12 protein-coding genes and 4 tRNA genes are annotated in these 12,194 nt (G+C 58.4%); 14 read left to right on the plus strand and 2 right to left on the minus strand.

Features of this window, described 5'->3' with window-relative positions:
- The first annotated feature begins 6 nt into the window (after positions 1-6).
- The 3 genes from WA302_RS21460 to chbG all read left to right on the plus strand — a co-directional run bounded on the left by WA302_RS21460 (position 7) and on the right by chbG (position 3,166).
- Entirely contained in the window at positions 7-1,392 is a 1,386-nt protein-coding gene (locus WA302_RS21460; protein ID WP_264383799.1) for a glycoside hydrolase family 1 protein, read from the plus strand.
- Between the two features lie 15 nt (positions 1,393-1,407).
- Positions 1,408-2,256, plus strand: coding sequence for a transcriptional regulator ChbR (gene chbR / locus WA302_RS21465; protein WP_043135810.1), 849 nt, complete (start codon positions 1,408-1,410; stop codon positions 2,254-2,256).
- Between the two features lie 148 nt (positions 2,257-2,404).
- Entirely contained in the window at positions 2,405-3,166 is a 762-nt protein-coding gene (chbG, locus tag WA302_RS21470) for a chitin disaccharide deacetylase (protein WP_025301631.1), read from the plus strand.
- A gap of 9 nt (positions 3,167-3,175) precedes the next feature.
- Here the strand turns inward: chbG and WA302_RS21475 are convergent, their stop codons facing one another.
- A complete protein-coding gene (locus WA302_RS21475; protein ID WP_060448146.1) occupies positions 3,176-4,555 on the minus strand; it encodes an MFS transporter in 1,380 nt (459 codons plus the stop codon).
- Between the two features lie 243 nt (positions 4,556-4,798).
- Between WA302_RS21475 and pncC the strand changes: the two genes are divergently transcribed.
- The 3 genes from pncC to recX all read left to right on the plus strand — a co-directional run bounded on the left by pncC (position 4,799) and on the right by recX (position 7,036).
- Positions 4,799-5,287, plus strand: a complete 489-nt coding sequence (gene pncC / locus WA302_RS21480) for a nicotinamide-nucleotide amidase (protein WP_264383802.1) — start codon at positions 4,799-4,801, stop codon at positions 5,285-5,287.
- A gap of 111 nt (positions 5,288-5,398) precedes the next feature.
- The gene (gene recA, locus WA302_RS21485) at positions 5,399-6,463 is read left to right on the plus strand and encodes a recombinase RecA (RefSeq protein ID WP_004932541.1); all 1,065 of its coding nucleotides are present in this window, start codon (positions 5,399-5,401) and stop codon (positions 6,461-6,463) included.
- A 60-nt stretch (positions 6,464-6,523) separates the two neighbouring features.
- Complete coding sequence (recX, locus tag WA302_RS21490) at positions 6,524-7,036, plus strand: recombination regulator RecX (RefSeq protein WP_173889501.1); 513 nt, start codon at positions 6,524-6,526, stop codon at positions 7,034-7,036.
- Between the two features lie 40 nt (positions 7,037-7,076).
- On the opposite strand, the gene WA302_RS21495 is transcribed toward recX, so the two are convergent.
- The gene (locus tag WA302_RS21495; protein WP_162180460.1) at positions 7,077-7,220 is read right to left on the minus strand and encodes a hypothetical protein; all 144 of its coding nucleotides are present in this window, start codon (positions 7,218-7,220) and stop codon (positions 7,077-7,079) included.
- Between WA302_RS21495 and alaS the strand changes: the two genes are divergently transcribed.
- From alaS to WA302_RS21535, 8 genes are all read left to right on the plus strand, one after another.
- Positions 7,170-9,797, plus strand: a complete 2,628-nt coding sequence (alaS, locus tag WA302_RS21500) for an alanine--tRNA ligase (protein ID WP_025301635.1) — start codon at positions 7,170-7,172, stop codon at positions 9,795-9,797. The genes WA302_RS21495 and alaS overlap by 51 nt on opposite strands.
- A 252-nt stretch (positions 9,798-10,049) precedes the next feature.
- Positions 10,050-10,235, plus strand: a complete 186-nt coding sequence (gene csrA, locus WA302_RS21505; RefSeq protein ID WP_004091602.1) for a carbon storage regulator CsrA — start codon at positions 10,050-10,052, stop codon at positions 10,233-10,235.
- 310 nt (positions 10,236-10,545) lie between these two features.
- Positions 10,546-10,638: transfer RNA gene (locus tag WA302_RS21510), tRNA-Ser, on the plus strand.
- Positions 10,639-10,641: 3 nt separating this feature from the next.
- A tRNA-Arg gene (locus tag WA302_RS21515) sits at positions 10,642-10,718 on the plus strand.
- Between the two features lie 61 nt (positions 10,719-10,779).
- Positions 10,780-10,856, plus strand: a tRNA-Arg gene (locus WA302_RS21520).
- Between the two features lie 53 nt (positions 10,857-10,909).
- A tRNA-Arg gene (locus tag WA302_RS21525) sits at positions 10,910-10,986 on the plus strand.
- Positions 10,987-11,158: 172 nt separating this feature from the next.
- Positions 11,159-11,725, plus strand: coding sequence for a fructose-1-phosphate/6-phosphogluconate phosphatase (gene yqaB, locus WA302_RS21530; RefSeq protein WP_025301636.1), 567 nt, complete (start codon positions 11,159-11,161; stop codon positions 11,723-11,725).
- Complete coding sequence (locus WA302_RS21535) at positions 11,722-12,150, plus strand: YqaA family protein (RefSeq protein WP_004932520.1); 429 nt, start codon at positions 11,722-11,724, stop codon at positions 12,148-12,150. The genes yqaB and WA302_RS21535 overlap by 4 nt, the downstream gene beginning before the upstream one ends.
- Positions 12,151-12,194: the final 44 nt, after the last annotated feature.

The following is a 12,194-nucleotide window of genomic DNA, read 5'->3' on the forward strand; positions in this document are numbered from 1 at the left end:
ACGAGTATGGAATATCAATTTGCCGACGGGTTCTGGTGGGGCAGCGCCACCTCCGCGCCGCAGTCTGAAGGTGCGGCAGCGCGGGACGGCAAGAGCCGCAATATCTTCGATTATTGGTACGAGATTGCGCCCGAGCGCTTTCACGATCGGGTGGGGCCGGCCGAGGCCTCGACCTTTTACGACCATTTCCGTACCGATATCGGGCTGCTCAAAACGCTGGGCCACAATACCTTCAGAACCTCGATTTCGTGGTCGCGGCTGATCCCGGACGGCGACGGCGAGGTGAACCCGCAGGCGGTGGCCTTCTATAACGCGATGATCGACGAGCTGCTGGCGCAGGGCATCACCCCGTTTATCAATCTCTATCACTTCGATATGCCGCTGTGCATGCAGCAGCGCGGCGGCTGGGAAAACCGGGCAGTGGTCGAAGCCTATGCGCGTTATGCCGACATCTGCTTCGGTCTGTTTGGCGATCGGATCACCCACTGGTTCACCTTCAACGAGCCGATCGTGCCGGTGGAGGCCGGTTACCTGAATGACCTGCATTACCCTTGCGTGGTGGATTTCAAACGGGCGATCACCGTGGCGTATCACAGCGTACTGGCGCACGCCATGGCGGTGCAGCGTTTCAGAGCGCGCGGGCTGCCGGGGAGCATCGGCATTATTCTGAATCTGAGCCCGACCTATCCGCGCTCCGACGCGCCGGAGGATCGGCAGGCCGCACACGACGCCGATCTGCTGCTCAACCGCAGTTTCCTCGATCCGGTCGCCAAAGGGCGTTATCCGGCGGCGTTGCTGCACTTGCTGGAGCGCCATGGGCTGATGCCCTACTGCGAGCCGCAGGATGCGCCGCTGATCGAAGGCGGCGTGGTGGATATCCTCGGCGTCAATTACTACCAGCCGCGCAGGGTACAGGCGAAAGCGGGGCGTCGTGCCGAGGGGCCGATCGCATCGCCGGAGGATTTGTTCAGTTACTATGCAATGCCGGGCCGCAAAATCAATCCGCACCGCGGCTGGGAGATCTACGAGAAGGGGCTGTACGACATCCTGATGGATCTGAAAGAGAACTACGGCAATCTGCCTTGTTATATTTCCGAAAACGGCATGGGCGTCGAGGGCGAAGAGGCGTTTATCGGCGCCGATGGGCGGGTGGAGGACGATTACCGCATCGACTTTATTCGCGAGCATCTGAAGTGGCTGCACCGCGCGCTGGCGGAAGGCTCGCAGTGCAAGGGCTATCATCTGTGGACCTTTATCGACTGCTGGTCCTGGCTGAATGCCTACAAGAATCGTTATGGGCTGGTGCGGCTGGTTCGGGCGGATCAGCGCCGCACCATCAAAAAAAGCGGCTACTGGTTTGCCGAGGCGGCCAGACGCAACGGGTTTGACTAACGGGAGGCCGGCGCCGTGTCCGATAACCGAATTTCGCTGAGTGCCAACGACGTGAAGCTGATTCGCGAGCAGGATTTCTTTAACTGCAAAGACTTTCACCTGTTCATCTACAACAAGGTGGAAAGCGCCACCGGGCTGCATCAGCACGATTATTACGAGTTCACCATCGTGCTGAGCGGCAAATGTTATCAGGAGATCAACGGCAAGCGGGTGCTGCTGGAACGCGGGGATTTCGTCTTTATCCCTATCGGCTCCTACCACCAGAGCTTTTACGAGTTCGGCGCGACGAAAATCTTCAACGTGGCGGTCAGCAAAGCGTTCTTTGAAGAGCACTATTTGCAGCAGCTGCCGCGTTGCTTTGTCGCCTCGCAGGCCTACAGCCTGAGAAGCGAGTTCTTGGCCTACATCGAGTCGGTGGTGAGTTCGCCACAGTTTCGCGAGGATGACTTCGCCGAATTTCTCGAAACGCTGACCTTCTATGTGATCAGCCGTATTCGTCACTATAAAGAAGACAATGACGGCGGCGATGATATCCCGCAGTGGCTGAAGAACACCCTCGCCGGCATGCATGACAAGGCGATGTTCGGCGAAAGGGCGTTGGCGAACATGGTGGCGCTGTCGGGGAAAACCCAGGAATATCTGACCCGGGCGATGCGGCGCTACTACCAGAAGACGCCGATGCAGGTGATCAACGAGATCCGCATCAACTTCGCCAAGACGCAGCTGGAGGTCACCAACTATTCAGTTTCCGATATCGCCTTTGATTCTGGCTATGGCGACGTCAGTCTGTTCATTAAAAACTTCAAGCGGCTCACCGACGTGACCCCAGGCAACTACCGAAAAAAGTGTTACGGCCCTCTTTAGGGCCGCTCCCGATCAGTATTAACGCCGATATGCCGATGAGCTTTAGGCCGCCGGCCGGTTAATCATTCGATTTTTACCTTCGAGAAGGGGAATGCCGCGCCGGTCGGTCGGCCTTTCCTTGCCGAAAATTCATCCTGCGGGAGCCATTATGGAAAAACTACTGATCGTGAATGCCGACGACTTCGGCCTGAGCAAAGGACAGAACTACGGCGTCGTCGAGGCGTATCAGCATGGCGTCGTTTCCTCCACCACGGCGATGGTGAACGGCGGCGGCGCGGAGCATGCTGCAGCGCTCAGCCGGCAATATCCCGGATTGCCGATCGGGCTGCATTTCGTTTTGACCCATGGCAGGCCGCTGGGCGCCATGCCTTCGCTGGTCAATGAGCATGGCGAGCTGGGCAAATGGCTGTGGCACCGCGCCGAGGCCGGCGAGCTGCAGCTGGACGAGATTCAGGAGGAGCTGCAGCGCCAGTTCACGCGGTTTGTGACGCTGTTCGGCAGGGCGCCAACGCACATCGACAGCCACCACCATGTGCATATGCAGCCGCAGATTTACCCGCTGGTGGAGGCGTTTGCGCAGGCACAGGGTCTGCCGCTGCGCCTCGATCGCGAAGAGGCGAAACGGCGCGGTATTGCGTTGCAGACGCCCTACAGCACCGACGCGTTTGACGCGGGATTCTACGGTGAAACGATTTCCGAAGCCTTGTTCCTGCAGAGGTTGGCGCGCGCCGACGCGCAGGGCGCCGAGTCATTGGAAATGATGTGCCACCCGGCGTTCCTCGATGCGACGATCCTGCAGAGCAAATACTGCCACCCGCGGCTCGTCGAGCTGGATGTGTTGACCGCGCCGACGCTGAAAGCGGCGATCGCCGAACGCGGTTTTATGCTGGGCTCCTTCCAGGATCTGTAGCACCACCGTTTACAGCATGGCGTGCGCCTTTTTCAGGCCGGTGTCCTCGTGCGGATCGGCTCCCTGAGGCAAGGGTTCCTCCTCTTGTTCTTCGGGCTGTGGCTCCTCGACATCGGGCGCCGCTTCCGGCGGCGGCATGGTGTCGTGAATGATCTGCTCATCGAAGGTCGGATTGAGCGCCGGCGACAGCGGTGAACTGGCGAGGCTGTCTGGCAGCGCAATGTGCGGCACCGGCGCGTCCTGTGCCAGCTGCGGTTCCTCCGCTTTCGCCGTACGGCCGAGGGCCGCCAGCAGTACGCCGCACAGAGCGAAGAAGGCGTACAGGATGTTGCCGCCAAGCGGCTCGATCAGTGCGCCGACCGCCAACGGCCCGATGCTGGCGCCGACGCCGAACGCCATCAGCAGACAGGCGGCCAGCGAGACGCGGCGCTCCGGCTCGATCAGATCGTTGGCCAATGCCACCACCAGCGGATAGAGCGTAAACTGCAGCATGCTGACGACGAACCCCACCGCCAGCAGCAGCGGGAAATCGATGTGCGGCAGCAGCGCCAGCGGCAGCGCCGCCACGATCAACAAAATGGCGTTGAAGCGCATCAGCAACGGGCGGTTATAGCGATCCGACAGCCAACTGAGCGGGAACTGCGCCACCAACCCGGCGAAGATGGCCAGCGCCATGAACAGGCCGGTTTGCTGAGTGGTTAAGGATTGCAGGCTGGCGTAGACCGGCGCCAGGCCGTAAAACGAGCCCACCACCATGCCGATCACCAACGTGGTGGCCAGCACCTTGGGAATGGCGCCGACAAAGTAACGCAGCTCCATCGGGGCCGGCGACATGTGGCGCGCATTGGTGCGGGTGGTGAGAGCGATCGGCACCAGACAGAGCGCGAAACACAGTGCGATCACCAGCAGCGTGGTGATGCCCAGATTGCTTTGCAGCATCAGCACGATCTGGCCCAGCGACATGCCGAGATAGGTCGCCGCCATATAGAAGCCGAACACCATGCCGCGCTGGTTGGATTCCGCCTGGTCGTTCAGCCAGCTTTCCAGCACCATATACTGGCACATCATGCACAGCCCGATCACCAGACGCAGCGCGACCCAGGCGGGAATGAACTCCGTCAGGCCGTGCCCCAGCACCGCGGCGGTGATGATGCCGGCGCAGGCCACGTAGGCGCGGATATGCCCGACGCGGGCGATGAGAAAGTGGCCGACCTTGCCGCCGATCACCAACCCGATGTAGTTGGCGGCGATGATAGCGCCGATCAACGCGCTGCTGACGTGGATGGAGGTCAGCCGCAGCGAGACGTAGGTGGTGAGCAGGCCCGAGCCCAACAGCAGCAGCAGGGTGGTGGTGTACAACGGCAAAAATACGCCCAACGTTTTTTTCACGCTATCATCCTAATCTCTTCTGGTGCGCCCTGAGGCCGCCGCCGCAGCGTGCCGCCTCCGTGATGTTCCTTGTGCTGGTGCGCCGCCGCTCGATGGGGCGCTTCTTTTGATACTAGCAGCTTGGCTGGGCGCTTAAAACCGCACCTCCTGCGAGGCGCTGCGCATTTCTGCGCGCCAGCCGCTGCAGCGCCTTGATAAATGCTACTATCGGGCGCATATACCTGAATTCGCGAGGGAGGGATTATGAGTGAAAACCAACTGCGTCAGCTCAGCGTGCTGGCAGGGGAGAAACTGAAGGCTCAGGGCCTCTGGATCACCTGTGCGGAATCCTGCACCGGGGGGGGGATCGCCAAGGCCATTACCGATATCGCCGGCAGCTCCGCCTATTTCGATCGCGGTTTCGTCACCTACAGCAATGCGGCAAAGCATGACCTGCTGGGGGTGAGCGAAGCGACGTTGGCGGCGCACGGCGCGGTCAGCGAAGAGGTGGTGCGCGAGATGGCGATAGGGGCGCTGCGGGCGGCGCAGGCCGATCTGGCGCTGTCGGTGAGCGGCATCGCCGGCCCGGACGGCGGCAGCGCGGAAAAGCCGGTCGGCACCGTGTGGTTCGGTTTCGCCGGCAGCGATGGCCGGGGGCTGTCGCGCAAGATGCAATTCGAGGGCGACCGCGATGCGGTGCGGCTGCAGGCGACGATTTTCGCGCTGCAAACCGCCATCGACGAATTTTTGTAAATTAGGCTTGATACTGTATGACCATACAGTATAATTAGTGACATTTCCTGCACAACATACATTCAGTGGCAGTGTGGGGTAACACCGGCATTGCGAAACGAAGGAGCAAAAATGGCTATTGATGAGAACAAGCAAAAGGCGTTAGCTGCGGCACTGGGCCAGATTGAGAAACAGTTCGGCAAAGGCTCCATCATGCGCCTGGGTGAAGACCGCTCCATGGACGTGGAAACGATCTCCACCGGCTCACTGTCACTCGATATCGCTCTGGGCGCCGGCGGCCTGCCGATGGGCCGCATCGTCGAAATCTACGGCCCGGAATCGTCCGGTAAAACTACCCTGACGCTGCAGGTGATCGCCGCTGCGCAGCGCGAAGGCAAAACCTGTGCGTTCATCGATGCTGAGCATGCGCTGGATCCTATCTATGCGAAAAAGCTGGGCGTTGATATCGACAACCTGCTGTGCTCCCAGCCGGACACCGGCGAGCAGGCGCTGGAAATCTGTGATGCGCTGACCCGCTCCGGCGCGGTTGACGTCATCATCGTCGATTCCGTGGCGGCGTTGACGCCGAAGGCGGAAATCGAAGGTGAAATCGGCGATTCGCACATGGGTCTGGCGGCGCGCATGATGAGCCAGGCGATGCGTAAGCTGGCCGGCAACCTGAAAAACGCCAATACCCTGCTGATCTTCATCAACCAGATCCGTATGAAGATCGGTGTGATGTTCGGCAACCCGGAAACCACCACCGGTGGTAACGCCCTGAAGTTCTACGCTTCGGTACGCCTGGATATCCGTCGTATCGGCGCCATCAAAGAGGGCGACGAAGTGGTGGGCAGCGAAACCCGCGTGAAAGTGGTGAAGAACAAAATCGCTGCGCCGTTCAAACAGGCTGAATTCCAAATCATGTACGGCGAAGGCATCAACAGCCGTGGTGAGCTGGTCGATCTGGGCGTGAAGCACAAGATGATCGAAAAAGCCGGCGCCTGGTACAGCTATAACGGCGAGAAGATCGGTCAGGGCAAGGCGAACGCCTGTAACTTCCTGAAAGAAAACCCGGCTATCGCCGCCGAGCTGGATAAGAAACTGCGCGACCTGCTGCTGCACAGCGGCGGTGAGTTGGTGGCTGCCTCCGGTGACGACTTCGAAGATGACGAAGCGGAAACCAGCGAGCAGTTTTAATCGCTGAAGATGTGCGCCGCCGTTTATGTGGCGCACATCCCCTGAATTCAGGCTCAAATGATGAATGACTTGCTAAGCCGCGCCATGCGCCTGCTGTCGCAACGCGATCATAGTGAAGCTGAACTGCGCCGCAAACTTGCGGCGCAGCCGTTTGTGGCGAAAGCCCGTTTTGGCGGCAAGGGACCACATGCACCGGCATCACCGCCGGTGGCTGAAGAGCCGGTGGATCCCGCGCTGATCGAGCAGGTCATCGGCTACTGTTACCAGCACAACTGGCTGGACGATACGCGTTTCGCCCACAGTTACATCGGCAGCCGCAGCCGCAAAGGTTACGGCGCGCAGCGCATCCGCAGCGAACTGATGCAAAAGGGCGTCGACAAAGCGCTGGTACAGGACGCGCTGGCGGAATGCGATATCGACTGGTGCGAACAGGCAAAACAGGTGGCGCAGCGAAAATTTGGCGATGCGTTGCCAACCGACTGGAAAGAGAAAGCCAAAGTGCAGCGTTATCTGCTCTATCGCGGCTTTTTCCAGGAAGAAATTCAGTCAATTTACCGTGATTTTGCGCAATGAGCGCACACGGGGTTTTACTTCCCTCTGAAGAAAATTTATCTTATCCCCACTTTTTGTTCGTGAGCTGGTTGTCATCGTCGGGATGACGCGCCACCGGCTCACGTGTCGTTATTCTAGCCTTTCCAGGAAAATTATGAGCAAGAGCACCGCTGAGATCCGTCAAGCGTTTCTCGATTTCTTTCATAGTAAGGGTCATCAGGTTGTAGCAAGCAGCTCCCTGGTGCCTAACAATGATCCGACATTGCTGTTTACCAATGCCGGCATGAACCAATTTAAGGATGTTTTCCTGGGGCTCGACAAACGCGCCTATTCCCGCGCCACCACCTCGCAGCGCTGCGTGCGCGCAGGCGGCAAGCATAACGACCTGGAAAACGTCGGGTATACCGCTCGTCACCACACCTTCTTTGAAATGCTGGGCAACTTCAGCTTCGGCGATTACTTCAAGCACGACGCGATCAGCTACGCGTGGGAACTGCTGACCGGTGAAAACTGGTTCAACCTGCCGAAAGAGCGACTGTGGGTCACCGTGTATGAAACCGATGACGAAGCATTCGACATCTGGCAGAAGCAAATCGGCGTACCGGCCGAGCGCATTATCCGCATCGGCGACAACAAGGGCGCGCCTTTCGCTTCTGATAACTTCTGGCAGATGGGCGATACCGGCCCATGCGGCCCGTGCACCGAGATTTTCTACGATCACGGCGATCACATTTGGGGTGGTCCTCCGGGCAGCCCGGAAGAAGACGGCGATCGCTACATCGAGATCTGGAACATCGTTTTCATGCAGTTCAACCGTCAGTCCGACGGCACCATGTTGCCGCTGCCGAAACCTTCGGTGGATACCGGTATGGGCCTGGAACGCATCGCGGCGGTGTTGCAGCATGTGAACTCCAACTATGAGATCGACCTGTTCCGCACCCTGATTGCCGCCGTGGCGAAAGTGACCGGTGCGACCGATCTGGACAATAAATCTCTGCGCGTTATCGCCGACCACATCCGTTCCTGCGCCTTCCTGGTGTCTGACGGCGTGATCCCGTCTAACGAAAACCGCGGCTACGTGCTGCGTCGCATCATTCGTCGTGCGATCCGCCATGGCAACATGCTGGGCGCGAAAGACACCTTCTTCTACAAGCTGGTGGCGCCGCTGATCGAAGTGATGGGCCCGGCGGCCGATGAACTGAAACGCCAGCAGTCGCTGGTGGAGCAGGTGCTGAAAACCGAAGAAGAGCAGTTTGCCCGTACGCTGGAGCGTGGTCTGGCGCTGCTGGACGAAGAGCTGGCCAAGCTGCAGGGCGATACCCTGGACGGCGAAACCGCTTTCCGTCTGTACGATACCTACGGCTTCCCGGTGGACCTGACCGCTGACGTCTGCCGCGAGCGCGGTCTGAAAGTCGACGAAGCGGGCTTTGAAGAGGCGATGGAAGCACAGCGCCGCCGCGCGCGCGAATCCAGCGGTTTCGGCGCCGACTACAACAGCCTGATCCGTGTGGACGGCAGCAGCCAGTTCAGCGGCTACGATCACGACGAGCAGCAGGCGATGGTCATTGCGCTGTTCCGCGACGGCCAGCCGGTCGATCAGATCAACGCTGGCGAAGAGGCGGTGGTGGTGCTGGACGAGACGCCGTTCTACGGTGAATCCGGCGGCCAGGTCGGCGATAAAGGCGTGCTGAAAACCGCAGGCGCCGAGTTTGTGGTCAACGACACCCAGAAATACGGTCAGGCTATCGGCCATCAAGGCAAGCTGGCGCAAGGTTCGCTGAAGCTGAACGATCGCGTGGACGCGCAGATCGACACTGAGCGCCGCAACAGCATCCGCCTGAACCACTCCGCGACCCACCTGCTACACGCTGCGCTGCGCCAAACGTTGGGCGAGCACGTTGCGCAGAAAGGCTCTCTGGTTAACGACAAATACCTGCGCTTCGACTTCTCGCATTTCGAAGCGATGAAGCCGGAACAAATTCGCGCGGTGGAAGATCTGGTTAACCAGCAGGTGCGTCGTAACCTGCCGGTGCAGACCGAGCTGATGGCGTTGGAAGATGCCAAAGAGAAGGGTGCGATGGCGCTGTTCGGTGAGAAGTACGACGACAACGTTCGCGTGCTGACCATGGGCGACTTCTCCACCGAGCTGTGCGGCGGCACCCACGCCAGCCGCACCGGCGATATCGGCCTGTTCCGCATTCTGAGCGAGTCGGGCACCGCGGCGGGCATTCGCCGTATTGAAGCGGTAACTGGTGCTGGCGCTATAGCTACGCTGCATCAGCAAAGCGATTTGTTGCAAGACGTTGCGCAGTTGGTGAAGGGCGATAGCAACAACCTGACCGATAAAGTGCGCTCGGTGCTCGATCGCACCCGCGTGCTGGAAAAAGAACTGCAGCAACTGAAAGATCAGCAGGCGGCGCAGGAAAGCGCGTCGCTGTCCAGTCAGGCGAAAGTGGTTAACGGCGTGAAGCTGTTGGTCAGCCAGTTGGACAATGTCGAAGCCAAAATGCTGCGCACTATGGTGGATGACCTGAAAAATCAATTGGGTTCGGCCATTATCGTGTTGGCGACGACGGCTGATGACAAAGTCAGCCTGGTCGCGGGCGTGACCAAGGATCTGACTGACCGCGTGAAAGCCGGCGAGTTGATCGGCAACGTGGCGCAGCAGGTCGGCGGCAAGGGCGGTGGTCGCCCTGATATGGCGATGGCGGGGGGGACGGATATCAACGCCCTGCCAGCGGCGTTAAACAGCGTAGAAGCCTGGGTGGCCTCGAAGCTGTGAACATAAATAAATAGCACGCACAAACGCCATAATACTTTGTTGATTATGGCGTTTTCATACTGTGCTAACACAATTTAGTTACAATTGCGGGAACAAAGTTTTTCAGGTCGGCTAAACTTACCATTATCTGAGGTGGGACCAAGTCTGCTTACACTTATTGTGGATTGCGCGGCTTACGTTTTCACCACATATGATGGATAATGACGGGGAAACTGAGAGACCCGACTCTTTTAATCTTTCAAGGAGCAAAGAATGTTAATTCTGACTCGTCGAGTTGGTGAAACCCTCATGATTGGCGATGAGGTTACGGTCACTGTGCTAGGGGTAAAAGGCAACCAGGTGCGTATTGGTGTGAATGCCCCCAAAGAGGTTTCGGTTCACCGTGAAGAAATCTATCAGCGCATTCAGGCAGAGAAGTCTCAGCAGACGACTTACTGATTCCGAAGCAGCGTCTCGTTGCCAGACGAGACGCTACTGCATCGTTTTACCCACTTCTTTCGTTCCCCCCTCTCTTTTTCGTGATTATTTTCCCGGTGAGTTTCCTGCTTTGTTGCCACAGACGCTGCGGTTGCCTGTTGATAAAACGCCCTTTTTGCCGTGAAATCGCCCATGTTGGGTGTGAATTGTGCAAACGCGCATGAGTTGGGAAAAATTGTTTGACTTAAAAGTCGGAGAAAGTAATATGTGCGCCACGCAGTGCCGATGAGCTTCTCCAAAGCAAGTTAGGCACAATTCGAAAGAAGCGTATGGTGAGGTGGCCGAGAGGCTGAAGGCGCTCCCCTGCTAAGGGAGTATGCGGTCAAAAGCTGCATCCGGGGTTCGAATCCCCGCCTCACCGCCATTTGCATCCATAGCTCAGCTGGATAGAGTACTCGGCTACGAACCGAGCGGTCGGAGGTTCGAATCCTCCTGGATGCACCATATTTTGCAGTATGGTGGGGTAGTAACAACGTACCATACGGTATCAAAAAAGAATTCCTGTGCATCCATAGCTCAGCTGGATAGAGTACTCGGCTACGAACCGAGCGGTCGGAGGTTCGAATCCTCCTGGATGCACCATTCTTTCTGTCGTGTTTCGTTAGCGAAGCAGGCAAGCAGTAAAAAATAGACATGCATCCATAGCTCAGCTGGATAGAGTACTCGGCTACGAACCGAGCGGTCGGAGGTTCGAATCCTCCTGGATGCACCATCTAAGAGAAACCCGCCTCGGCGGGTTTTTCGCTTTTCAGCCTTTATCTATCTCCCCCCCTTTCCCCTTTGTGCACGATTAGGCACAGCACATTCCGCTATGACGCAGTCAGCGACAACCCATCGGCTTTACGCTAAAGTAGTTTTCTTTCCTCAACGATCATGGAGTAACGATGTACGACCGCTATCAGGGTCTTATTTTCGACATGGACGGCACGATTCTGGACACCGAGCCAACGCACCGTAAAGCGTGGCATGAAGTGCTGTCCCGTTATGGCATGACGTTTGATGAAACGGCCATGGTGGCGCTGAGCGGTTCGCCGACCTGGCGCATCGCTCAGGCGATTATCGCCAGCCATCAGGCCGACCTCGATCCCCATCACCTGGCGGCGGAGAAAACCCGCGCGGTGGAAGCGATGCTGCTGGATAGCGTGCGTCCATTGCCGTTGATCGAGGTGGTGAAGTCCTATCACGGCCGCCGTCCGATGGCGGTCGGTACCGGCAGCGAGCACCGCATGGCTGAAATGCTGCTGCGTCATCTCGGCCTGTTCGACTGCTTCGACGCGATCGTCGGCGCGGACGACGTACAGCGCCATAAACCGGAGCCGGATACCTTCTTACGCTGTGCTGAACTGATCGGCGTGCCGCCGGAAAAATGCGTGGTGTTTGAAGATGCCGAATTTGGCATTCAGGCGGCGAAAAGTGCCGGTATGGCTGTGGTAGACGTCCGCACGCTGTGAGTAGTACGCTAGCCGTAATATCGTTATTTGGCAGTAGCTTCCTCAGTGCGACGCTGCTGCCGGGAAATTCAGAAATCGTTCTGGTCGCCTTGCTGACCCAGAGTCGCGTCTCGCCGGAATTGCTGGTATTGGCCGCGACCTTGGGCAACACGCTGGGCGGCTTGACCAATGTCATTATCGGGCGCCTGTTACCGGCGTTGAAACCACAGCGGGGGCTGGCAACGGCGCTCGGGTGGCTGCAACGCTTCGGCCCGGCTGCGCTGTTGCTCAGCTGGGTGCCGGTGGTGGGCGATTTGTTGTGCGTGTTGGCAGGTTGGCTGCGCATGCCCTGGGGCTCTGTCGCGCTGTTTCTGTGTATCGGAAAGGCGCTGCGTTACATCGTTTTGGCTATGATAACGGTACAGGGCATTGCCTGGTGGCAGTAACCAAGTGAATATAACTCAATATTCTCTCGGGTGCGGATTCAGTA

Origin of the sequence: Serratia sp. 201, assembly GCF_037027545.1 — a bacterium.
Classification (GTDB): Bacteria; Pseudomonadota; Gammaproteobacteria; order Enterobacterales; family Enterobacteriaceae; genus Serratia; species Serratia bockelmannii.

Coding starts and splice junctions, on each gene's coding strand:
- WA302_RS21460 (WP_264383799.1), top strand. CDS start 7: ATGGAATATCAATTTGCCGACGGGTTCTGGTGGGGCAGCGCCACCTCC.
- chbG (WP_025301631.1), top strand. CDS start 2,405: ATGGAAAAACTACTGATCGTGAATGCCGACGACTTCGGCCTGAGCAAA.
- pncC (WP_264383802.1), top strand. CDS start 4,799: ATGAGTGAAAACCAACTGCGTCAGCTCAGCGTGCTGGCAGGGGAGAAA.
- recA (WP_004932541.1), top strand. CDS start 5,399: ATGGCTATTGATGAGAACAAGCAAAAGGCGTTAGCTGCGGCACTGGGC.
- recX (WP_173889501.1), top strand. CDS start 6,524: ATGAATGACTTGCTAAGCCGCGCCATGCGCCTGCTGTCGCAACGCGAT.
- alaS (WP_025301635.1), top strand. CDS start 7,170: ATGAGCAAGAGCACCGCTGAGATCCGTCAAGCGTTTCTCGATTTCTTT.
- WA302_RS21495 (WP_162180460.1), bottom strand. CDS start 7,220: ATGAAAGAAATCGAGAAACGCTTGACGGATCTCAGCGGTGCTCTTGCT.
- csrA (WP_004091602.1), top strand. CDS start 10,050: ATGTTAATTCTGACTCGTCGAGTTGGTGAAACCCTCATGATTGGCGAT.
- yqaB (WP_025301636.1), top strand. CDS start 11,159: ATGTACGACCGCTATCAGGGTCTTATTTTCGACATGGACGGCACGATT.